Source organism: Motiliproteus coralliicola, assembly GCF_003345655.1.
Taxonomy (GTDB): Bacteria; Pseudomonadota; Gammaproteobacteria; order Pseudomonadales; family Balneatricaceae; genus Motiliproteus; species Motiliproteus coralliicola.
Genome location: NZ_QQOH01000001.1, coordinates 1,408,599 through 1,430,654, shown reverse-complemented (window position 1 = coordinate 1,430,654; position 22,056 = coordinate 1,408,599). Strand labels below are relative to the sequence as shown.

At 53.4% G+C, this 22,056-nt stretch carries 25 protein-coding genes; all 25 read right to left on the bottom strand.

Features of this window, described 5'->3' with window-relative positions; translation table 11 throughout:
• Positions 1-37: 37 nt before the first annotated feature.
• Complete coding sequence (locus DV711_RS06420; protein ID WP_114694782.1) at positions 38-1,018, bottom strand: DUF1835 domain-containing protein; 981 nt, start codon at positions 1,016-1,018, stop codon at positions 38-40.
• Between the two features lie 139 nt (positions 1,019-1,157).
• Positions 1,158-2,987, bottom strand: a complete 1,830-nt coding sequence (locus DV711_RS06415) for a DEAD/DEAH box helicase (protein ID WP_114694781.1) — start codon at positions 2,985-2,987, stop codon at positions 1,158-1,160.
• 107 nt (positions 2,988-3,094) lie between these two features.
• On the bottom strand, positions 3,095-4,606 hold the full coding sequence (locus DV711_RS06410; RefSeq protein ID WP_114694780.1) for a sensor domain-containing diguanylate cyclase: 1,512 nt from the start codon (positions 4,604-4,606) through the stop codon (positions 3,095-3,097).
• 296 nt (positions 4,607-4,902) lie between these two features.
• Positions 4,903-6,300: a PhoH family protein gene (locus DV711_RS06405; protein WP_114694779.1), complete on the bottom strand. Its 1,398-nt coding sequence runs from the start codon at positions 6,298-6,300 to the stop codon at positions 4,903-4,905.
• A complete protein-coding gene (locus DV711_RS06400) occupies positions 6,275-7,534 on the bottom strand; it encodes a tyrosine-type recombinase/integrase (protein ID WP_114694778.1) in 1,260 nt (419 codons plus the stop codon). Before DV711_RS06400 ends, DV711_RS06405 begins: the two co-directional genes overlap by 26 nt.
• Positions 7,501-7,695, bottom strand: coding sequence for an excisionase family protein (gene xisR / locus DV711_RS19785; RefSeq protein ID WP_114694777.1), 195 nt, complete (start codon positions 7,693-7,695; stop codon positions 7,501-7,503). Before xisR ends, DV711_RS06400 begins: the two co-directional genes overlap by 34 nt.
• Positions 7,692-8,102 carry a dATP/dGTP diphosphohydrolase domain-containing protein gene (locus DV711_RS19780; RefSeq protein ID WP_424398985.1) on the bottom strand — a complete coding sequence of 137 codons (411 nt, stop codon included), beginning with the start codon at positions 8,100-8,102 and terminating at the stop codon, positions 7,692-7,694. Before DV711_RS19780 ends, xisR begins: the two co-directional genes overlap by 4 nt.
• An 84-nt stretch (positions 8,103-8,186) precedes the next feature.
• Positions 8,187-8,837 carry a helix-turn-helix domain-containing protein gene (locus DV711_RS06385; protein ID WP_114694776.1) on the bottom strand — a complete coding sequence of 217 codons (651 nt, stop codon included), beginning with the start codon at positions 8,835-8,837 and terminating at the stop codon, positions 8,187-8,189.
• A gap of 1 nt (position 8,838) precedes the next feature.
• On the bottom strand, positions 8,839-9,255 hold the full coding sequence (locus tag DV711_RS06380) for a hypothetical protein (protein ID WP_114694775.1): 417 nt from the start codon (positions 9,253-9,255) through the stop codon (positions 8,839-8,841).
• 75 nt (positions 9,256-9,330) lie between these two features.
• The gene (locus DV711_RS06375; RefSeq protein WP_114694774.1) at positions 9,331-9,552 is read right to left on the bottom strand and encodes a hypothetical protein; all 222 of its coding nucleotides are present in this window, start codon (positions 9,550-9,552) and stop codon (positions 9,331-9,333) included.
• A 62-nt stretch (positions 9,553-9,614) separates the two neighbouring features.
• The gene (locus DV711_RS06370; RefSeq protein WP_114694773.1) at positions 9,615-10,298 is read right to left on the bottom strand and encodes a hypothetical protein; all 684 of its coding nucleotides are present in this window, start codon (positions 10,296-10,298) and stop codon (positions 9,615-9,617) included.
• A gap of 77 nt (positions 10,299-10,375) precedes the next feature.
• Positions 10,376-10,759, bottom strand: a complete 384-nt coding sequence (locus DV711_RS06365; RefSeq protein WP_114694772.1) for a gp33 family protein — start codon at positions 10,757-10,759, stop codon at positions 10,376-10,378.
• A gap of 9 nt (positions 10,760-10,768) precedes the next feature.
• Positions 10,769-12,148, bottom strand: a complete 1,380-nt coding sequence (locus DV711_RS06360; RefSeq protein ID WP_114694771.1) for an SNF2-related protein — start codon at positions 12,146-12,148, stop codon at positions 10,769-10,771.
• Positions 12,149-12,151: 3 nt separating this feature from the next.
• On the bottom strand, positions 12,152-12,487 hold the full coding sequence (locus tag DV711_RS06355) for a hypothetical protein (protein ID WP_114694770.1): 336 nt from the start codon (positions 12,485-12,487) through the stop codon (positions 12,152-12,154).
• A gap of 62 nt (positions 12,488-12,549) precedes the next feature.
• Entirely contained in the window at positions 12,550-13,407 is an 858-nt protein-coding gene (locus DV711_RS06350) for a RecB family exonuclease (protein WP_114694769.1), read from the bottom strand.
• Entirely contained in the window at positions 13,407-13,622 is a 216-nt protein-coding gene (locus DV711_RS19305; protein ID WP_133297410.1) for a hypothetical protein, read from the bottom strand. The genes DV711_RS06350 and DV711_RS19305 overlap by 1 nt, the downstream gene beginning before the upstream one ends.
• On the bottom strand, positions 13,595-16,171 hold the full coding sequence (locus DV711_RS06345; protein WP_114694768.1) for a primase-helicase family protein: 2,577 nt from the start codon (positions 16,169-16,171) through the stop codon (positions 13,595-13,597). The genes DV711_RS19305 and DV711_RS06345 overlap by 28 nt, the downstream gene beginning before the upstream one ends.
• Positions 16,172-16,602: 431 nt before the next feature.
• Complete coding sequence (locus DV711_RS06335; protein WP_114694766.1) at positions 16,603-17,052, bottom strand: deoxycytidylate deaminase; 450 nt, start codon at positions 17,050-17,052, stop codon at positions 16,603-16,605.
• Positions 17,049-17,417: a hypothetical protein gene (locus DV711_RS06330; RefSeq protein WP_114694765.1), complete on the bottom strand. Its 369-nt coding sequence runs from the start codon at positions 17,415-17,417 to the stop codon at positions 17,049-17,051. Before DV711_RS06330 ends, DV711_RS06335 begins: the two co-directional genes overlap by 4 nt.
• 100 nt (positions 17,418-17,517) lie before the next feature.
• Positions 17,518-17,964 (bottom strand): Y16D family protein, encoded by a 447-nt coding sequence (locus DV711_RS06325; RefSeq protein WP_114694764.1) that lies wholly within the window; start codon positions 17,962-17,964, stop codon positions 17,518-17,520.
• Between the two features lie 5 nt (positions 17,965-17,969).
• Positions 17,970-18,260: a hypothetical protein gene (locus DV711_RS06320; protein ID WP_114694763.1), complete on the bottom strand. Its 291-nt coding sequence runs from the start codon at positions 18,258-18,260 to the stop codon at positions 17,970-17,972.
• A 135-nt stretch (positions 18,261-18,395) separates the two neighbouring features.
• Positions 18,396-18,971, bottom strand: a complete 576-nt coding sequence (locus tag DV711_RS06315; protein WP_114694762.1) for a 3'-5' exonuclease — start codon at positions 18,969-18,971, stop codon at positions 18,396-18,398.
• A 27-nt stretch (positions 18,972-18,998) separates the two neighbouring features.
• A complete protein-coding gene (locus DV711_RS06310; RefSeq protein ID WP_114694761.1) occupies positions 18,999-19,196 on the bottom strand; it encodes a hypothetical protein in 198 nt (65 codons plus the stop codon).
• A 23-nt stretch (positions 19,197-19,219) separates the two neighbouring features.
• Positions 19,220-19,639 (bottom strand): hypothetical protein, encoded by a 420-nt coding sequence (locus tag DV711_RS19300; protein ID WP_133297409.1) that lies wholly within the window; start codon positions 19,637-19,639, stop codon positions 19,220-19,222.
• A gap of 24 nt (positions 19,640-19,663) precedes the next feature.
• The gene (locus tag DV711_RS06305; protein WP_114694760.1) at positions 19,664-21,628 is read right to left on the bottom strand and encodes a DNA polymerase; all 1,965 of its coding nucleotides are present in this window, start codon (positions 21,626-21,628) and stop codon (positions 19,664-19,666) included.
• Positions 21,629-22,056 lie beyond the last annotated feature (428 nt).

The window sequence follows — 22,056 nt, the reverse complement described above, 5'->3', positions numbered from 1 at the left end:
TCGGTCAGACCCGATCCGCCCAGCCAAGCATCGCCTGCTAGGCCTGATTCGCGGCTTTCCTGAGCGATTGCGACCCAGCATCCCAGCACCACAGGTTTGACCCCTGAAGATGGACGCCACCGATCCAGTGGTCGATAGGGTACAGCTGCTCCCATTGCCGTTCGCCTCGCAATAGCTGACGCCCAGTTTCGGTAATGCGCAGCCGCTGTGCTCCGCACGATTTCGGCGGGTTATCGATCGGGTTGAGCAGCGCTTCGCCGTTGAGAGTTTGCAGCGCTCCGGCCGACAGCAACTGCGCCAGCAGCTGCCAGAAACTGGCATCGCCCATAAAGACCCGTGACTCCAATCGCTGACTCTGACGGAACAGCTCGGCGGCGGGTTCGATGCCTTCGGCGGCCAGTTGCAGCGCCTGTTCGGCGGAGCGTGACAGACCGTTACGGCAACTCGGATACTCCTGCAGCAATCGCAACACCGCTTGATTAAGGAACGGCAGCGCCGAGCTGCCGGCCTGCAGCAGGGCCTGCCAGTGCCGGGGATCGGGGTGGCGTAGAGCGCTCCAGGCTTGGCTACCCAGCTCTAATTGGCGGCGGCTGACGGGCTGCCGATAGCGGCGAAGTTGCAGCAACTGGTCCGGGGACTGTCGGCCCAGATACTGGTCGGTGCAGATCAGGCTGAGGTTGGGATGGGGGTGGTGTTGGAAAAAATCCAGCAGTTGCAGCAACTGTAGCTGGTCGTACAGATCGTGCTCGAACCAGAGCACCACCTGTTGATAATCTTGGGCGGCTTGCAACCGTTGATCCCGTTGCTTGAAGTCCTGCTGCAGCTGGGAGGCATCGCCCCAGCCGAGCGCGGCGATATAGTCGGCCCGGCAGGTGGATAACGCCTCTAATTCGAGGCCTTGGGGGATCGGGCCCTGGTGCAGCAGGTCGCGCCAGGGCAGTAGCTCGCCACCGAGGCCCGCTTCCTGCATTAGCGCGGTGGCGCTGTCACCGTTGGTGATATGTAGGCAGTCGGTCATGGCGGTTGCTCAGCGGGCAGAATCAATTCCGCTTAAGCCTAGCCTGAAGAGCGGGGCCGGTTCCAGGCTTATCTGTGGCTGTGGGCCACAACGTCGCCGGTCCCGGTACCAGACCCGGTCCTGGTCCCTGCGCCGAGACTCAGCGGTTGTCGTCGCTTCGCTTGGCTTTCTTGTTCGGGCCGCCCGGGCCTTTGCGATGCGGCTTGACCCGTGGCTTGCGCTTTTTGTCATCGTTAAATTGGCGCTTACGGGGGCCGCGGGAGTCACCGTCGTTGTCGGACTTGCCTTGGCGGTCATCGTTGTAACCGATCCGCTGCAGATGCATCGGTTTGCCGCAGATCTGCAGCTTCTGGAAGTGCTGCAACAGCTCTTTGGGCATCCCTTCGGGCAGCTCCACGGTGGAGTAGTCATCGTGGAGTTTGACATGGCCAATATAGCGGCTGTTCAAGTCCGCCTCATTGGCGATGGTGCCGACGATGTGCTTGGGCTCGACGCCGTCATCGCGACCGACATCGATACGGTAACGCTCCCAGTCGATCGACTCGTCTTTCTCGAACTTGCGCTTCTTGCCGTCGCGTTCCGGGCGGTCACGCTTGTCATGCCCTCTGTCGCCATCGCGTTCTTTGCGCGGCTTGCGCTCACGTACCGGCGCCTCAGGTGGCAGTTGTAGCGGCTTCTCTTTCTGGGCCAGGTACAGCAGCGCGGCGGCCAGCTCGCTGGGCTCCATCACCAGTTGCTCTGAAAGTTGTCCCAGTAGTTCGCGGTAGTAGTTCAGGTCTTCACTGGCGAACACGTCTACCAGCTGCTCACGGAACTTATCCACCCGCTTCTGGGTAACCAGATCCCGGCTGGGCAGCTCCATCGGTTCGATCGGCTGCGAGGTAGCTTTCTCAATCGCCCGTAGCAGGCGTTTCTCACGGTAGGAGACAAACAGAATCGCTTTGCCCTGGCGTCCGGCGCGGCCGGTACGCCCGATCCGGTGCACATAGGCCTCGGTGTCGTAGGGGATGTCGTAGTTGACCACCAGGCTAATGCGGTCAACGTCCAAACCTCGGGCGGCGACATCGGTGGCGACCAGTATGTCGAGATTGCCCTTCTTCAGTCGGTCAACGGTGCGCTCGCGAAGGGTTTGGTTCATATCACCATTCAGAGCCGCGGCACTGTAACCACGGGCTTCGAGCTTTTCAGCCAGCTCGGCGGTGGCATTCTTGGTGCGGGCGAAGATGATCACGCCGTCGTAGTCTTCGGCTTCCAGCATCCGGGTCAGGGCATCGAGCTTGTTGACCCCTTGGATCATCCAGCAGCGTTGCTCGATGTTCGATACGGTGGAGGTCTTGGCGGCGATTTTGACCTGCTGTGGGTCGCACATATAGTCGGAAGTGATTCGACGGATCTCTTCCGGCATCGTGGCTGAGAACAGCGCAGTCTGGCGGCTCTCCGGTGTGCGCGCCATGATGGTTTCGACCGCTTCGATAAAGCCCATACGCAGCATCTCGTCGGCCTCATCCAGCACCAGTGCATTGAGCTTGTCGAGTTTCAGGGTGCCGCGTTCCAGATGGTCCATCACCCGTCCCGGGGTACCAACGACTACCTGCGGACCGCGTTTGAGCTGGCGTAGCTGCAGGCTGTAGCTCTGGCCGCCGTAGATCGGCAGCACGTGGAAGCCTCGCATAAAGCGGGCATAGGCCTGGAAGGCTTCGGCGACCTGTACCGCCAGTTCGCGGGTCGGGCACAGCACCAGTACTTGGGGGTGGCTGGCCTTGAGGTCGATGCGCTGCAGCAACGGTAATGCGAAAGCGGCGGTTTTTCCGGTACCGGTCTGAGCCATGCCGAGTACGTCCTGGCCATTGAGCAGAATCGGGATGCAGCGGGCCTGGATCGGGGAGGGGGTTTCGTAGCCGAGTTCGGTCAGCGCACGAAGGATATTTTCGCCAAGCTCAAGCTCGTCGAAACGGGGGGTGTCGGACATGGTGGATACCGGAAAGGGGAAATTAGGGCCGCACATTATACGGACTTGGCTAGCAAATTACTCGATATTTGTCATTTATTTTTCTTTTTTTGTGTAGGGGTTGAAAATCAGGGGCTTGTCGGTGCCAGGGCGACCTGATTGCGGCCATTGCGTTTGGCCTGGTAGAGGGCCTCATCGGCCAGCCGGATCAGGGTGGCGGGTTCGTTATCCATGGGGATCAGGGTGGCAACGCCGAGGCTGATGGTGACCACTTCGGCGGTATCGGAGTAATCATGCTTGAGTCCCAGCCGTTGGATTCTCAAGCGCAGCTGATCGGCCATCTGCTCTGGTCGATCGGTGAGACTGTCCTGGGACAGGAGTACGACAAACTCTTCGCCGCCGTACCGGCACACCAGCTCGCCACCACGACGGAACTGCTGTTGCAGGGCCTCGGCGACCCGGACCAGACAGTCGTCACCGGCTTGATGTCCATAATGATCGTTGTAGCTTTTGAAGTGATCGATGTCGATAAACAGCATCGACAGGCTGTGCCGTTTGCGCCGAGCCCGGCGCCATTCATCGGTCAGCCGTCGGTCAAGCTCACGACGGTTGGCCAACCCGGTCAGGGGATCGCTGCTGGAGGCGCGAAGGGTACTCTGCAGCCGGTTGAGCTGGTGATAGGTGAACAGGGTCAACCCCAGCAGCATCAGGCCGCCAAGCGTGGCATAACTCAGCGTTCTTAATGACTGGCGGCGCCAATGGCGCAATAACTGGGCCTCAGGAACGCTGATCAGATTCAGGATCGGATAGCTGTCACTGATCTGATAAGCCACCAATCGGCGCACTCCATCATAAGGACTGGGGTTGATCGGTAAGTATCCGCTGCCTTGTGCCAGCATCTTGTTGAAACGGCGGTTGCCCGCCAGAGAACGCTTGTAGAAGGCCTCCATTTGCGGGTAGCGGAAAACGCCCCAGCCATCGGTGCGCAACAGGGTGACATGGCTACCGTCATTGAGATCCAGTTGCCCATAGAGGCTGTCGAAGTGGCTGAGTTTTAAGTGGATGCCGATGACGCCGAGGAATTGCTGCTCAGTATCCTGCAGCCGTTTCGTCAGGTGCAGGATCGGTTCACCGCTGTACTCGCTCAGGTGAGGTTGGCTGATATACAGGCGGTTATCTGGGTTGATCCGGTGGTGTTGGAAGTATTTCCTGTCGGCGACGTTGGTAGTGGCGAATGGGTGGATGTCGGAATTGGCGACGACAAAACCGTTCGCATCGAAAACTTCCATATGGCCGAATTTGTCGGAGCCGATGGCGCGATTATAGAAGTTGCTCTCAGTCTCCAGTAGGCGATGAATGGCGTCGGGATCCTGCAGTTGGCCGCGGTCATCAAACTTTAGCTGCGGCTTGATTCGCTCGAGGCTGGCGGCGCCGTGATCCAGCGTGGCGTCTGCTTCCTTGCTGAGGGTTACGGCGATGGCTTGGAGGTTGGCGCCGGAATTGCGCAGGATAGTCTGACGTTCTTTGAGAAGCAGCAGGCTGGTGGCGATGCCCAACCCCACAATGGTGATGCCGACGATCGCCAGCAGCAATCGCTTGAGATTGCGCAGGTATTGCGACTGCAGGTGTCGGCGGGGCATAAGGGACACCCCCTCAATCAGCTGACGCTGGTTTCGATGTTGCTAATGGCCGCCTCGGCGCCTTCAGAATCGATCGCGATGCCATGGCTGGGGCCCAGAGGTTCCGGTCGCGCGATTTCATGGGCCCCTCATCAGATCATAGCGTCTGGGGGCGCTCATACAATGATCTATCACAACAAAGCGGCCACGGGCTGAGCCGCTAATCGATGGGGGCGGGGGAGCTAATGGCAGGACTGCCGGCCGGTTCGATCCGGACTTACGGCAGTCCCGCCTGTTGTTGCAGGTGTGTGGCAGGCCTAAAGATTGCTTTCGGCAAATTCGGCCAGGGCGCTACGCACCACGCTTTGCAGATGGATGGTCGAGCAGCCTTCGTAGTCTTTGAAGCGTTCGACGATATAGGTTAGTCCTGAGGTCAGCGGTGTAAGGTAGTTGGAGTCGATCTGCGCCAGGTTGCCCAGGCAGATCATCTTGGTGCCCTTGCCGCAACGGGTCAGGATCGTTTTCAGCTGCGAGGGGGTCAGGTTTTGGGCTTCGTCGATCAACACCAACGCTTCCTGGATGCTTCGACCCCGGATAAAGTTCAGCGACTTGAACTGAATGTTGGCCTTCTCGATGGTGTATTTGATCGAGCTGTGGGGCTGTTCATCCCCCTCGTGCATCGCTTCGAGGTTGTCCTGGATCGCACTGAGCCAGGGGGTCATCTTCTCCTCCTCGGTGCCGGGCAGGAAACCGATATCTTCGGCAACCGGCGGGGTTGAGCGGGTGACGATGATCTTGTTGTAGCGTTTGTGCTCGATCACTTGCTCTAGACAGGCCGCCAGTGCCAGCAGGGTCTTACCGGAGCCGGCCGCACCGTTGATGATGCACAGGTCGATATTGGGATCGGTCAGTGCGTCCATGGCGAAGCTCTGGGGCAGATCCAACGGTTTGATTCCCCAGCACTGTTGATCGAGCAGGAACTGTTGGTTGATGTCCAACAGGGTAATCGATTCTTCTCCCACTTCTTCGACTCGAGCCGCGAAGCCTTCGTCATCGAAGATATATTCGTTCAGGTAGGTATCGGGCAGTATGTCGCGGGCAAGATGGTGGAACGTATGGCCGCGCTCCTGCTCGGTTTTGACTTCGCTGACCTGGTCCCAGAAGTTGCCGTCGATCTTGTGGTAGCCGGGGGTCAGCAGGTCCAGATCGGAGATCAGTTGATCGGTGCGGTAATCCTCGACCCGCTTGAGTCCGGCGCCGAGGGCCTTGAGCCGCATGTTGATGTCTTTGGTGACCAGAGTGACCTGACGGTCCGGGTAGAGCGACTGCAGGTGCAGGGCAGAGTTGATGATGTGGTTGTCGTTGTTGTTGTGGTCCGGCAGGAAGCCTTTGCGCATCGAGAGTTCGTGATCCGGGAAGATCGACAGCTTGCCCAGTACGGTGTCGGGATCCGGGGTCGGCAGGGTGATCTGTACACCGCCACTGATCTCTTCGGGAGAGGCGGCCTGGCTGAGAATACGATCGATGGCGCGGATCGCGATTCGGGCTTCCTGGGCGACGTTTTTCTTGCGGTCTTTGATGCTGTCCAGCTCTTCGAGAACCGTCATCGGGATGACGATATCTTGCTCCTTAAATTCGATTAGACAGTTGGGATCGTGCAGCAGAACGTTGGTATCGAGGATATACAGCTTAGTGGATCTTTGTAATGATTTCATCGACTTGTATCCCGGTAGTTTTTCCATGTGCGAATTCTGTGCGTTTTTCTGCAGAATTTAGCGCTTTTTCCCAATCCGTGTTGGTTTTGAACTCACCCTCGGGTTTGGGTATCCATCGGTAATAATGTTGTTGGACAGTTTTTATATCTTTGTGTCCCAACATATGTGCTACCCAGAATATGTCCTCCTTATTGCTGAGCATTTGTGAGGCGAATGTGTGTCGCATCTGATAAGGCGATCGATAGCGAATTCCTTTGCAGTTCGCTAGTACTTTCCCCCAGTGTAGATGGAGATTTCTATAGCTGGGGAACGGGGTTCCTCGGCGGCTGATCAGAACGAATTCGGATCGTCCTTGGTTGTACTTTTGTTGTTCTAACAGGGCGCTTAGTGCCGGAGGGATTAGTTCTATTACTCGGGTGGAGTCGGTTTTTGTCCTTTTAATAACGCCGCGATGATCTACTGCCCTCTGGATCGTGACGGTTTTGGCGCCGAAATCTATGTCGGTCCACTTCAGGCAGATTAATTCTGAAGGGCGTAGGCCCATAAAGAAGTTGGCTTTGATGACGTTTTTAGACCAAGGCATCGCGTTGTTGACGATCTGAACGACCTCGTCCATCGAGAAAGGATCAATTGAGTCGCTGTCGTCGCGGATGCGTTCGTCTTTCGGCTGCAAAGATTTGTAATCAACGTCGGCAAGCGGGTTTTTTTGGATCTCACCGTACCGGTGTGCAGCACGACAGACATGCTTTAGTGGAATGAGGTAGGTTCTGGCGGAGCTGACCGTCGCGCTGTGGTGGCGGACCCACTCTTCGATGTGTCGAGTTGTGAGATCTACTAGGCGTAGATGGCCAAACGCTGGAATCAATTGGTTATTGACGTTGATTTCGTAGGTATCAATGGTTCCGGGTTCAATGCTTTTTTGCTTTCGGAACTGTGCGATCTGCTCGGTCAGCAGTGTGGAGATGAGTTTGGTTTCGCTATTTGCGCGGTCATACTTCTGGGCTTCTTTGCTATCAGGCCAGTACTTTCCGAACTGGAAGGTGCCATCTGCAATCTCAACGAGGATGACTGCGCGTAAGTTGGAGAGGTACTTTGCGTTGGCAGCGTTGACGTTTAGTTCGGTCAGTTTACGGATTGGGGTTCCGCGAAAGGTGAACGCTAACTGGAAACGCTTCTTGCCGTCCGTTAGCGTTCTCTCGGTTATTCCGACAGGCCACTTTCGTTTTCTACCCATTGATCCACTCGTTCAGTGTGAATCCAAATCCTACTATCTGCCGCTAGCTTTTTATAGTGGAAGCCTTCGGCCCAGTGACCTTGCTCACGTTTTAGGCGAACGCTGGATTCGGTTTCACCTGTTAGTTCGCAATATTTTTTCAGTCGGACCCATTTGCTCATGTCGATGGCACGGGTTGGGGCTCAGGTAAACTGGCCTGTAGTGCAGTCATCGCCTCTTGCTCTTCTCTGATGCGAAGCTCAACACGGGCTAAGGCGTTCCAAGCTAAGTGTAGGTCATGGTGGAGTCTGGAGTCCGAGTCGATTATTTCACCGCGTTGTTCTTTGAAGTAATGTCGGAGTAGGGCGTCAGAGTATCGTGCCTTACCGTTTGGTACGCTCAGCCATCCATCGTCGGTGTATTTTCTTGCGCCGAATGTGCCTACTTCACCGACACCCATTAATGCGTTTGCAAAGGCACCTAGTACTAGGTCGAGCCGGGTTTTTCCTGCGTCTACTTTGGCGCCAGGTTCGTGCTGCCCACGGCCTGTCGGATCGTTTTCGGGTTGTAGCGGCTGATAAGACGGCATGGTTTCAGTTAATGACATTTATATTAGCCCTGCTAATAAAAAAGAAATAAGGAAGGGCGCATATTTTTCTGCGCCCTTTAAGGTTTATCGCTTTGCGCGATCTGCGTGTTTGGCCTGATTCATTTCGAAGCCGAGAATTAAATCGAAGGCCAACGGCTCTTCTTTGTTTAAATCCAAGGTGACTTCGTTTTCACCAGCACTTACGCGTATTTTATTACCGCCAGGATTGGATAATAATCCAATTATTTTTTCCCCATTACCTCGGGCCAAAAATACTGTGTCACCTTCAATCGGTTCGACTGAAGGATCGGCAATAGCATGACTGCCCGCTACAGCGATTCCGCTAACAGTATTTAATTCAATGGCATAGCAGATTCTTTCCTGCTCGGTGCTCAGTCGTAAGGTAGTAACTTTAAGGTTGTTGTTCACAGGAACTCCTTCTAGTGCGAACTTGACCTTTACGGTTGTTGGAGTAGGCAGCACCCTCAGCATTGAAGATTTAATTTTCGGATCAATCTGAGAAATATCTACTTCTAACACATCAGCCATCATAGCTTTGTGATTTAGATTCATCGCCATAGTGGCGTTCATCATTTGGCTTATTGAACTTTGATTAACGCCAAGGAGTTCAGACAAAATGGTCTGGTTTAACCCTAGCTCCTTTTTCTTTGCGTTATAAAAGTGTTTTAGCCGTGCTGCGACCTCGCGGTCGTGCTCAGTTATAGTGCGGTTCATCCTAGTGTCCAGAAGAAACGGTATGTGTGGTAGTTACATTAATAATAAAGTCGATTACAGCCTGCTTGTCAACAGCTCTGCTAATAAAATCAGCCCTGCTAATATGATCAAGCGCCATATCTTCCCCTGTTAGCACCACGCAGCCGTTCTGCGAACCCACAACTAGCGCCACATCTCTACCTTCGTCGAATCTAGCCTTTAGCCAGAGTTTCTGCTGGGTAGACGTCCCAAATGTGACCTTCGAGCTATCCCGTATTGGTAATTTGGTTAAGTATTTATATTCAATCCAGCAGTCGCCAGCCTTGCCAGAATAATAGGCATCCGCAACGCCTCCTGCGTAATTGTCGTTTATCTTCCATGCGTAGACGGAGGTCGGCAACTTACGATGGATACTACGAATAAAACCATGTTCGTTCAAGGCTTATCCACGGTTATTTGGCTTCGGTTATTACTGGATCAATAATCAATACTAATTTGGTCATAAATACAGCTTCTAGGCGGCTTCTTGGCACGCCTGGAATTGAACGAATTGTTCTAGTTGCTTGCGTAGAGTTTTAGCCGTTCGTTCTCGCATTTCTTGAAGGCCGTCTTGTTTGAAAAAAGCGTCGATAATCGGTGTGTTTTTAATCATCGCTTCATGCCCAGTAGCTTCGTCGGCATCGGAAAATATTTTGCCGTCGGAGGTTTGATATTGCGTGACCTGGATTTCTTGCATAGTGATTTCCTCGGGGTAAAAAGAAGCCCCTCAATTCGAGGGGCTGGAATCAATAGAGGTTTTTACTGGCCACGTTGGCCGGTTAATGACAGGTAGGTGTCTTTTGCCGCTTTATAAAGGTCTTCATTTACGAAGCCCGCAAAATCAACTTTCCAGTTTTGGTACGGCTGGTTTTGTTTGTTGACCGCTTCTTGGGACGACAGCACCCAGGCAGTAGCGAAACGGTCAGTGCCTTCACCTTTTAGGCGGATCAGGGTGTTCCACTGATCGGAAACAGGCAGCTTTGAGCCGTTCATGTAGAGCAGCACTGGCTGTTTCGGTACGCCTTTATCGTCGAGCATCAGGCATTTGTGGACGCCTGTTTTGCTGATGTCGTACTGCGCCAGTTCCAGCCCCTTAGACTCTAGGTGCTGGCGGGCTGCTTCTTCCGTTTCGAAGTTGCCTTCGAAACCGCCGCCTAGACTACGTTTCTTGAAGACACTGAAGTGCTCTTCAAACATCAGGTTTACGACGAAGACGTTTTCATACAGCTCGTTGGTCAGGTTGTCGAAGATCAGGCCAGTTTCGGCGCCTTCGATGTATTTCGGATTGCTTTTGATACACTGCGGGGACAGCTGCTGGATCAGATCCAGACGGGGGATTTTCAGATTGTCGGCGGTGACGTTTTCATTACCCAGGCTGCTGCCAGTGCGGAGGTGTGCAGGGACGTTGTTGTCTTTAGAAAAGGCTACGATGCTTTTGGACATTTTTATTACCTATAAGGCCCTTCAGGGCAAGATTAAAGAGTATATCAGCTGTGCTAATAATAAGCTATGCTAATAATTTAATGCGTGGCACGCATGTTCACACCACGTTTTGTCCAGGTGTCCACTCCCGGTACGTTTTCCCCAGCCTGCAGTAGTTCGCGGAACGCTGTTGCGGACACACGGCGCTGCAGGAGGTGTAGGAATCGTTTGCTGATGATGTATTCGCCCAAGGCTTCCCAGTCGGATACTTGGGGCATTTCTTGCTCTGAAACAGAGATGGCGATGCCGTTTACGGTCGTTTTATCGACGCCCTGTTCATCAAGTTTCTTAACGAGGGCGATGCCCATTTCGTCGAATTCTTTTCCCAGCTCTTTACTGGCTTTATCTAGGGCGCGTTTTTGCTCACGGATGTCGTGGGCGGCGGCGATCAGATCGCCTAGGTTCATTTCCTCAAAGCTCATGCTGGCTCCTTATGCTGCGTCTTGGGTGCCTTCGGCAAAGATGTGAAGCAGGTCACGCATTGAAACCTGTTTGGCTTCGAGTTTTTCGTAGACCTTTTCTTCCCAAGTACCTCGGGCGGCGATGTGGATGGTTTCTGTTTTACGAGTTTGGCCTGCGCGGTTAATGCGGGCGTTGAATTGTTCGTAGTGCTCTAAGTTGTATGTCGGCGATGCCCAGATTGTGGCACAGCCTTTAGTGAGCGTTAGTCCGTGGCCTGCTGATTGCGGGTGAGCAAAAATGGTTTGTAGTTCGCCTCGTTGGAAGGCTTGAACTGCTAGGGTGCGGGCATCTGTTGGCGTTGAACCATCGATTACTGCGTATTTGATTCCCGCTTTATCGGCGAGTTTGCAGAGTGCTTCTCGTTGGTGCCGCCACAGGAACGCTACGACCGAGTGGTCGCGCTCCATTACGAGGTCGAGCACAAGTTGATAGCGTTCTTGCTGGAACTGGTGGCTTAGACCGGTTTCGTCGTAGATCGCACCGGAGCACAGCTGCAATAGTTTCTGGACTCTGGCACCGGCATGGACCGCGTTAATATAATCGCCGCTATCAGCCATGATCACCGATTCTTTTTCCAGCTGTTTGTATTGGGCCATGTTCTTCGGTGGCAGATCGGTATAGATCGAGCGGATGGTGTTTTCCGGCATATCGATGCAGTCGTTTAACCGGAAACGAACAGTGATATCGCGTAGTTTGTCGGCAACGATTTCTGTGGCGCCGGGGCGGTCGATCCATTGCACGGCGTTGGCAGCGGCTGCCACCTTAATTGGTGTGCAGACTTGAGAGCGGAACTCCCAAAACAGTTTGCCAAGGCGTTCCCCGTCGTCAGTGATAAGGGCTTGGTGCCATAGATCGAGGACGGTTCTCGGGTTTGGCGTACCGCTCATGGTGATGCGGTGCTCAAACAGATCGGCAATTCGTGCCATTGCCTTTGAGCGTTGGCTTGTGGGGTTCTTGAACGCGGTTGACTCGTCGGTACAGATAACGTCGAATTCGTTTAATACGTGCCGGTTTTTGTCGAGCCACTTCACTGCATCATGGTTTGTAATGACGACATCGCAGTCGGACTCAAAAGCACTGAGGCGTTTTTTGTCTGATCCGGCAGTGGAGATTCCCCAGCTTAGGGTGGGGGTCCAGCGAAGAATGTCGTCTCCCCATGCCGCGCGTAGGATCGAGAGTGGAGCCAGAACTAGCATCCGTCGAATGCCTTTTGCTGCGCGCAGTCGTTTAAACCCTTCGAGCACCGAGCGAGTTTTACCGGTTCCTGGATCAGAAGTGATCAGCACGCGGGGATTGTTAGCGATGAAATCGGCAGTGAACTCTTGGTGTTTGTAGAGTGGTGGTAGCATCGCTTAGCCCTCTGCGGGGAATTTTTTGGTGAGGGCGTCGTAGCATCGTTTTGCTGCGGACTGTTTTCTGAAGTCATGCAGCGCTTGGCGTCCGCCTTCGGCGCAGTGGGCATAGATGGTAAAGACGATTTCTTCGACATCTCCGAAGAGAATTTCTGTCGGGTAATGTAGGTTGTAGCTCGCGCAGTTACCGCCAGCATCAACGGCCACCGCATCCAACTCAAAGTAACCGTCGAACATCTGGTTTGGGTCGATTTGGGTTACGTCCCCCCAACCGTTGGGCAGTTCGCGCAAGTGGGAGATGAGAAAGGTGTAGAGTTCTGCTTCTGAATAACGCATGACTTACTCCTCGTCGTTATCGAGCCCAAGAAAAAACAGCAGTAGCGAGAAAATCTCCATGCTTACTCCTCGAAGAAATCACAGGCCGGTTTATCAAAGCCTTCTTGGGTAGTTTTATGTGGGCACCAACGGCAGTTATGGCGGCTGGGTTTGGCTGGGAACGTGGTGGCCGTGGTCATGGTGTTGCCACGGATGGTCCAGCGTTTTAAAAAGCGCATTGCCTGATCTTTGGTGTAGGTCGCGCTTAGCTCTTCGTTTTTATCGAGGTAGCGCATTTCGGCTTTGATAAATTCGAGGTCTGGGTAGCGGAGGAATGCAGCGATGGCATACAGCTGGAGCTGCTGACCGTGCTTCATTTCGTTGCCGTACTTCCGTCCTGTTTTCCAGTCGATAATCCAAGCACTGGTTTCGGACTCATGGATGAAGGCGTCCAGTTTGGTCCGTTCCCAGCAGTCTTTATCGCGCCAACCGGTGATCTCCCAGGTGCGGTTAAACGCCCAGTCCTGTTCGATTTCGACGCTTCCTTCGGCGTAGAGGTCGCGTAGCTGATCGATCAGCTTATGGAAGTGTTTGATCTCGGGGTCTAGTTCTGCGCTGAGGCCCTGGATGTAATCCTCGATGGAGGTGTGAATCCGCGAACCTCGTTCTGCAGCAGGACCGCTGGGATCTGGGCATTTCTCGACTTGTTTCAAGAAGATTGAATAGGGGCAGTCCTCGAACTTCATTAGCGACGAGAATGACCATGCTTTGATTTGGCCGATGGGGCGGTCCAGTAGTGCTACTTCTTCACTGACTTTTTCCTCTTTGGCTGTTTTGATCCGTTGCAAGGTCTTTGCCGGGTCAAAAGCTACTTTGTCGTCTGTCCGCACGGGGTTGATGGGGGCCGCATTGAACCGGCTTGGATCGAACGCTTTGCTCATTAGTGGCACTCCGGGGTCTGGGCCAGTGAGTTGTGAATGATGTCGATCCGGCGCTTTAGATCGTTAAAGTCTTTGGCTTCGTTAACAGCGGTTTGCAGCTGCAAGGTGACGAAGTCGATTAAGTAAACGAGGTGCGCTGCTTGTGGGTCATTACGAGCCACATGCAGCATCTCGGGGAGTTTCAGGGTTAGTGAACTGGCTTTTTGTGAAGCCATGACATACCTCCGGTGGTCGTAGCCGGAGGTGTTGCCCCCGACAGGCTGTCGACCAGTCCAGAGTCTTTAAGCCGAGTAATATCGCTGTCTTGAGGCTTCCAGATCACAGTGATGATGCTTACTGGGCGGCCTTCGATATTGGTTTGTTGGATGTCAACGTCGTTGCGAGCCAGCATGGTTCGGAACTTGTTGATGTTGTTGCTGCGTTCCGAATTAAGCGCTTGCCAGACGCGGAAGGCTTCGTCGATGGATACGTTACAGGCTGTTTCCAATTCAACGCTGGCAGCCCAGGTGCTGATGATCTCTTTTGCTGAATGCAGATGAATAACCTGATTGGTGTCGGTTACCGTTTCGGTCTTCTTCAGAGCATGCTCAGCGAAATAGTCGAAATCACCGGTACGCAGGGCATAGCAGAACTGCTCTGAGGTGTTGAGTGATGCGACTTTCATCCGTTGTTTGGCGTCGTTCTCAAGCGGGTTGCGTGCAGCGAGTTCGTTGACGTTAAAGTTCAGTAGGAAAGCGGCTAGGGTGCCGATCTCTGCTTCGAGTTGGTGGATTTCGTTTTGGAGTTCTGGGTGAACGTCCATCAGTTTTCTTCGTTGGGGCTCGGCTACGTTCATGCGTCGGTCCCCATCGGGTATTGGCATAACATCAGAGTGGTTTGAGAAGAATAACCAGTTGGCGTAGATCCGTTGGGTCTGCGCTTCACGGTGCATTCCTCGTAGTTCCCCGTGGCCTTCCGTGATGTAATTCTTAATGCGATCGATGAGGTGATTAGCCTCACGTGAGTCGCCTAGCCGGAACTCGTCCACGGTATACATCAGTGTTCGAGCCATGTTGCTGTTGAACCGATCTTCGAGGTTATCCATCGTCACGTGGCGGTGGTATGCCTTGCCGATGAGCGGATTCAGCACTTGGCTTTGTAGAATGCCTTTACCGGTGCCTTGGGTTCCCGAGAGAATCCAGGCTGTGCCGCTGATATCCCGGTTCTGGATCACAAAAGCGAGCCAATTGATGAAGTGGTTATAGCTTGCGGTATCTTGGCCTAGTACGTGCCAAAGTAGTTTGTGGCAGGTAGGCGCCAGCAGTTGCATGTTGGCTCGAATATCACGGCATTCGTGTCCGACCTTGTAGGTGATCCCGCAGTGATCTGATAGCAGATTTTGTGGATTACGAATGTGGTCTGGGGCGGTGTAGGTGTTTAGAACCTTCTCCTGAAATTGCATCACCTGAGTGTTCTGGGGCCGGAAGACCAGGTGCCATTGAGGCATTGGATCGGGGACGGGTTTGCCGTGCTCTGCCAAGAAGTCTTCGATGTTGGCCCGCTGGATGGTTTTCAACGAGCTGTTGCCTTCGGGATCAAGGGTCACTCGATCTTCGGGCTGGTCATACATGAAGCAAAAATGGGTATCCGTGTTGATGTCACGAACAACCATTGGGATCAGGTCTTGCCGTTTGATGACTTCGCCGCCGAACTGCTCCATGAAGTTCTGATAGGACTGTGGATCAGCCTTGGCGAACTCGAAAGGCTCTTCACCTTTGAAGTTGTAGATGATTTCTGGGTTACTTAGCCGACACCAGTAGCTGTGGCTGTCGCCGCCGTTAACATCAAAAATTGCATACTCGCCGTCAACCCGGTGAAGCTCGATGGTCATTTCATCGGGGTTCTGGATGACGGAAACGCGTCGGCCTTCATCGAGTAGCATCCGGGTTTTCGGGTTGTGCTTCTTCAGACCGATGGCTTTTCGCAGCGCGTTCAAACGCTCCTGCCGCAAAGCATTAATGCCTGCTGGGAGTAGGCTGGCTGCTTGGGCCAGAATATCAACGCTATGTGCTTCTTTTTCGATCAGCTGCCAGCGTGCATCGTCATCGCTGAAGGGGTCGTCGACGCCTTCGAAAATCGGCGGTGCGATATAGATGATGCGGCTGTTGTCGGCCAAGCTTGGGTCGATCAGCCAATGCAAGTTCATGCCAGAACGTGTCAGTGACAGGCGATCTTTTAGGGCTTCGCAGCTGAAGTTTTGCCCCTTTAGCCACAACTTCAGTGCTGCAGGTTTAACGGGTTGAGCCAGCATGAACTCAAGGTGCAGGCTGATCTCATGCGCCTTGCGCCCCAGTGAACTGGAGGCGTGGACGATATACGTCGTGTTGTGGAGCACTTCAGGTAGATACTGGATTAGCTTTTCAGCAAGATCCTTTAGCGCATTACCTGTGAACTGGTCGGGGATCGGCAGATCCAATCCGGTGGTGGACAGTCCATCCAGGTCGATAACGAGCGTTTGACTTGGTGCGTTACTGTCGCTGGTGCCTTTGCGACTCTCGTTGCTTAACTGACGGGTAAGCGGCCCTTTCAACATGCAGTGGTTTAAGCCCGCGTGTTGTTTGATCAGAGAAAAACGCTCGCGGATTCCGTCGAGCGTTGCTTCTGTTTCGTAGTGGTGGCTGGTGACATTCTTAACCAGCGGGTAACTGAGGGTTTCCTGTTGCCGGAAGGTCTTCGCCATTGGCTTGCCACTGGAGGCTTCGAGGAATGTCAGTGGGATGGCCATAGTTACTTCCGGTTGCGTTCGCGTTTTTCCCAGTCGTCGCGACAATCGCCGTCGCAGAAGTAGGGCTCCCCTCCTAGTGGTTCATCGCAGTTGTGGCAATATCCTGTTGGCCGTAGACGATTCGCTGCTCCTTTAGCGTTTTGTAGTGCGATACCTGTTAGGAATTCAGTAAGGTCGGATGCTTGATCAGCAAAATCTCTCGACATTGATTGTCCCGGTGAGTCTGGTTAATCGTGCGGGGTAGAATATTAGCACTGCTAATATTTAGTTGGCACCTAGTTTTTCCAATTCTTCGACGATGCGTACCTGGGCGATGTCAAAGGCGGCAGCGGACGCATTGTGGAGTTGGCTTTGTGCCAGGTTGAACGTCCAGCAGTCAGCAAGTCGGCGGTGCTCATTTGCCCGCTTTTCGAAGTAACCTGCTACCTGCTTTAGAGACTCAATGGCGTTAGCTCGCTGGTTTGCAGGTTGTACAGGGTGAACGCTTCTTTCATGGTTTGTAGTGGCCATCGTTCTTTGAATCCTTCGTCAGTGGGGATGTCGTAGACAACAAACTCGATGCCAGCCTGGGCGATGGTACGAGCACAGCTGGGGCAGGGAGGGTGTGTTACGTAGAGTGTGCAGCCTTGAAGGCGCACTCCGTAGCGTGCGGCATTAAGGATCGCGTTAGCCTCGGCGTGGACTACGTGCTTGTGTTTGAATTCACGGTCGGCGTACCAGTCCGGGCGGTCAATCATGCCCCGTGGAAAGCCGTTATAGCCTGTGGACAAGACTTCTCGGTTAGGGCTGACGATGACAGCGCCAACTTTTGTCGAGGGGTCTTTGGACCATGAGGCGACTGTATGGGCTAGGTCGATGTAGCGTTGGTGCCATTTACTCATTGAGGGTTTCCTTTAATGACCTTGGCGTCTAGTTCGGCCTGGTAGTTTCCGACCTTTAGCTCTAGATGTTGTAGGGCGATGCGAACATCGGCCATTTCTAGTTTGACGTCGGTTATAGTGGCTTTCCCTCTGTCTAAATGGAGCAAGACTAAGGCTAGCTCTAATAGTTCTTCGCTGGCGCGTTTGATCGATTTGTCATCGTCCCAATCGTTAACAGTGCTAGCGATTGCAGCTATTTGGGTATCGGTGAAGGCTGTTGGTTTTCGTTTGGAGAGATTTTTTCCTGCGGGACACGAGCAGATCCCTCGCCACTCGCCGTCGAGGCTATGGACGTCGCCGGTATCATTGCAATTTTCGCAGTTCATTTCGTTCCTCGTGCAGTCGGATGATTTGAAGGGCTAGCCCAGGAGATTTCATTGCCCTGGTTGATGAGGAAGATTGTGTCAGGCGCGTTCATTGTTGACCTCAGTAAAGGTTCTCGCTGAATAGACGGGTTTCATCACCGCCGCAACGTCGGATGATCTGGGCTTCTTTTAGGGCGATGGTGAGGGCTTCGGCGCGAGTCAGGAAGTTACCTTTCTGGTCGATGAAACCCTGGGTGGACTTGATCCAGTTGGAGTCAGGGTAGAGCTTCGCATGGGCGCGCATGAATGGGTCGAAATGTCTTGCGCCGAGGATGATCTTGCCGGTTTCTTCGCATCGATTTGCGGCGCAGACCACGCGTTGTGGGACAATCTCGCCATCTTTGAGTGGTGCTCTGCTTAACGAAAGCTCCGGATAACGATTCTTGAGCGCCAGGAATGTAGTGGCCTCGACACGATATGTTTCGAGCTTGTTGGTGGTTAAGACGAATGCGCCAAGGAAGAAGAGCGCTAATATCCCAAGAAATGCGATTAGGAATTGTTCGGCCATGATGTTTACTCCATGTTGTCCAGGATACGGTTGACTTCGTCGTCGCCTAGCTCTTGAAGGCTGGCGCCTAGTGGTTTGCCGATCTGGGCCTCGAAGAATTTGATAACTGCTCCACTGGCGCCTTTGGCACTGTCTTGAATGTTCTCAGTGCGCCCGATGACTTCCACGACGTCTGGGGCTTTTAGCTCGTTTCGGTTTGCCTTTACTTGGATCTGTCGGAGCAGTTGTGCCGTTCGATCAAAGTAACGAATTGTGGACTCAATCTGCTTGGCGCAATCTTCGTAGCTGTAGTTCATGGCGTAATCCCTATTAGTAGTGAAACTGGGCACCCGTACCAGAGAAGGGGAGCGATACGGGTGCCCATGGGGCGGTTTATGTTTTGTTAGCCCGGTCTTCGAACCGCCGCCCGATAAACACAGACCGGGGGCCGGTTATGCCGCGTTAGCAGCTGTGCTAATAAAGTTGGTGGCGTGGGTAACTAGGTTTGCTTGATATTCGGCGTCATCCAGGGCGTTGTGGTGATCACCGACACGTGGGACAGAGGTTTTGTTGAAGCCCAAGGAAGTTGCGATACCCATCAACGTTCGCAGGTCGCGAACATAGGTGAAGCTATGAGGGATTGTCGGGTTATCCCAGGGGGCGGTTAGACTGTAGCGTTTGGCCATCTGGCCAAGTTTGGTGATATCGAACGTTGCACCGTTGCCCCAGTACCCTTGGATGGTGTACTTGCTGAGCATATCGAACAGTTCAGATAGGGCTTCGATGGGGTTTTTGGCCTCTTCGAAGGCTTGGGCGAGTACTTCTGCACGCTGGGTCATCCACCACTTCAAGGTAGAGGCGCTGATGCTCGCGTTAACCAGTTCGATTTCGCATTCAGGGTCGATGGCTGCGTAGAAGCGTTCGATGATCTCGCCGGATTCGCGGTTAAAGACGACGGCGCCGATGGAGATGATAACGGCGTCATCAGCGACACCGAGGGTTTCTAGGTCGAAAGAAACGTCATACATGGTGGTGGTCCTTTTTAGAGTTAAGCGTTACGCCCAAATCATTGCGATGCCGCCAGCGAAGCTAGCTATAGCGCTACCTATGAGCCCTAGACCGATTGAGATTTGGAGCCATTCGGGGGCCTCAACTTTGCCAAGTAAATTTACTGGCAGCGCTTTGGCGGCTAATACACAGGCGATGAAGACGAGTGCTGCAGTGAGAGTAATGTTGAGCGCGATACCAAACATGGGTAGTCCTTCGTCAGTTTTACTTACGTTTTGCTGGGATTGAGTATCTGTTCGAATTTTTCGCGGACTGAGGCTGTTGTATTTGCTAGTAGCCAGTGCAGGGCTATTTTCGGAACGGCAGTTGTTCTTGCATCAGTCTTACGAGTGTTCCAGATAGAAGGGGGCAGCCCGTGTCCCTTAAATCCACAAGGACTACACCAAACTGAATAGTGTTCTTCGCCGTGTATGCTGCGGTTTACGGTTGGTCTATGCCCACAGAAAGGGCAATTGAGAAGGGTGGATAAATACTCTTCATTGTTCGCCTCCTGTTCTTTCATGCGTTTTAGGTGTTTAAAGGTAGAGGTTTTTTCGTGGTGTTCTTTACACGTCTTTACCTTAAAAGCACCGACGGGATCAGAGTGGTCTTCAATACAGCCGCACTCTAGCGTTATCTGGTCGTCCATAATCTTTACTTTGCTGCCCCCGTTTTATTTTGAATATTCTTGAGCAACGCCGCCTTCTGACAGCAGAGGAAGGTCGGTGGCCCAAGTGGGTGGGGTGGACATGACATCGCCCATCATTTGGTAAACCTCGTCGCCCTTGTCTTCTGGGACGATCGCTATCATTTCATCGTGGACCATGTGGACGAGACGAGCTTGGTCCCAGCCATAGTTGTCGCGAAGGTTGCGGTCTACGGTGATCATCTGTTCGTTGATGATTACTCGGGCTAAGGCTTGGACGATGTTCTCGGTTAGGTGGCCGCCGTAGATTTTCCGGTTAGGCCCTTTGGGTCCGAATTTGAAGTCAAACCCGTTGGCGTGTTCGCGCGCTTGAAGATTCGGGTACTGTAACGCCATGCCGTTAGGCAGCATGATGTGATTCGGGCCAATGGTCAGCGGGCCGTCCTCATAGGAGGCTCCACGGTACATGTCAGCCAGGTATTGATCGCAGCGACCCCAGTAGCCGACGATCTTATCGTTAGTGGTTCGATAGGTCGTTACGATACGATGGGCAAAGGGGAAGTCGCAGGGGATTGGGTCCATACCCATCGGGCCGGTGTTCAACTGAACCCAGAAGTTCTGGGCGCCAAGTCCATACCCAAGCCCAAGTACTGCGACTTTCCCTACATTTCGTTCTCCGGGGTGCGATTTCTTGGTCATTTCGGCAAAGTTAAGCCCGTAGATGCCAGCTGCCATGTAGAGGTATGGGCAGTCACCGTTCCGGAACAGGTCTAGCAGATGTTGTTGCTGGGCTACCCAAGCGAGTACGCGACCTTCGATGTTGTTCAAGTCTCGAACGACGACGACGCCGCCTTCTGGGGCACGCATTGATCGGCGCAATCGACCAGAGTTCGGATCGGTGATGATTTCGCCGTTGTTGTTTCGTGGGAGGTTTTGGAGATTCAACTTCTCACCGCCTGACCAGCGGCTTGTGTCGGCGCCGTAGTAGTTGAGCGGGACAGGAAGTTGTCCGCCCCACCATTGAGCGACCGCTTGAACCCAACGCGCTCGGGAAAGCTGGATGTTGGACTTCGCGTTTTTTCGAGCGGCCCACAATGTTGCGTGTTCCGGGTGGGAGGCAACGAGCTTCTGGTAGTCCCAATCTTTCTGCCCGAGCGCAGGGATATCTTCGTTTTTGGGGTTTTTCTTTAAGGGTACGCGGACTCCTAAGCGCTCTAGTAGTGCAGAAAATTGGGGGTTAGACGAGAGCTGCTTTTTGAATGTATCGATGGTTGCATCGGTTGCTGCATATTGATCGGCGGCAGAGGCTAGGATCTCGGCTTCTTGTGACAGCTGATAGTTGATCTCTTCGTTCAGCAACGCTTGGTCACATTCGAAGTAAGGCCAGCAGTTGAAGCGGAGGGTTTTGTTGATCGCTTCGATTTCATCGTCGGGGAAGTACTGCTCCATCTCAATGAATGCGAGATAGGTCAGGTTGACGTCTTGCATACAGTAACCACCGAGGACATCCTGTTCAGCGTCAGTGAGTTCGCGCTTGTTGAACGTGGTGATTAGCTCATCGCCTTTACGACGGGTTTCATCCTCCGGCCACAAACGGATGGCGAGGTCTTTAAGGTTTGCCGGGAAGCCCACGAACATACCGCGCGACATCGAAAGGGTGTCTAGGTAGTAGTCCGGGCGCCATTTATCGAAGCAGTGCCACAGGATCAAGCCGTCGAAGGCAGTGTTATGGCAGTTGAGCGCGATGGGCTTATTGAATCGTTTGCGCAGGCCATTCAACCAGACTTTAGCGTCGTAGAGTTGCTCGTGCCGGAAATAGATTGCGTTCTCTGTGTCGTCATCAATCTGAACGCCAACACCGTGAATCTTGAATTGTGGATCAGTGATGTATTTGAAGGTGTTGTACTTCGGGTTGGTCAGGCTATAGCCGGTGCCATAAAACGTTTCGAAGTCGAGGGTGAGGACGAGGTAGTCAGTTCCGTTAATCAGCACAGCTAATATTTCCTGTTTTATGGCGCGTAGCGCAGTGGGGTGGGACTATAGCACATAATATTAGCTGTGCTAATAATGGTAACTAATTTGTTTCGGGAAAACGGTGATAACTGTTGCGGTGGATTTGTCGTAGACGAAGACTACTCGCTCTTTTTTGTTAATTAGGTAATCGATGTTGGACCCACGAGTTACGCGTTTCCCTTTTCTTGGGCATTGTTTGTTGATTGCTCGTCGTACTTTACCTTTGGCGATGCGCGATTCGTGCCACACCGGATAAAGGCTTAACTTGGGGAAGCGTTCAGCCCAGCGATGTTGTGCGTGGGCTGTGATCTTATTGATTGGCAGCGTGTTCATCGGCAGTACTGACCCGATTCGGTACTCCGCAGTGGGCGCAGAAGTACTCCGGTTTGTGATCGTCTTCTACAGCG